This is a genomic window from Oceanospirillum linum (assembly GCF_001995095.2).
GTDB classification, from domain to species: Bacteria; Pseudomonadota; Gammaproteobacteria; order Pseudomonadales; family Halomonadaceae; genus Oceanospirillum; species Oceanospirillum linum.
In genome coordinates this window covers 1-412 of the sequence record NZ_MTSD02000169.1, presented here as the reverse complement: position 1 = coordinate 412, position 412 = coordinate 1, and the positions used below count along the sequence as shown (strand labels likewise).

1 protein-coding gene is annotated in these 412 nt (G+C 50.7%); it reads right to left on the bottom strand.

Annotated elements, in window-relative coordinates; all coding sequences use genetic code 11:
- A partial coding sequence (locus BTA35_RS17170) for a YhdP family protein (RefSeq protein WP_202931324.1) occupies positions 1–412 on the bottom strand: 412 nt, incomplete at both ends.

The window sequence follows — 412 nt, the reverse complement described above, 5'->3', positions numbered from 1 at the left end:
GTTATTACGCAGCGTCACTTCACCTTTCGCGGTTACCAGTTCGCCGTTCAGCGGGATATCAAGATGTAAGCGAGCATTCACATCGCCGTCGAGCTGGAGTTCTTGCAGGGTCGCACCCAGAGAATCTTTCAGCGGTGTCTCATCAAAGTAAGGGCCAACGGCTTTACCCGGACCTTTAATGTCAGCGTCAATCAGCAGTTTTTCTTTTGAGTAGTCAGGGATCACTGCGGTAAGATTACTCGCGCGCACGCCGCCCAGATTAACGCCATCGGTTTTCATCCATAAACCGTCGTTAATAAAGTCCAGTTCAATATCAAGGTTAGTTAATGCAGGCCAGTCCGGCTGGAAGGCAAACTTCGCGTTGCGCAGCGGCACCAGCACTTCAAACTGACCTTCGTTGTGTTTATAGGGG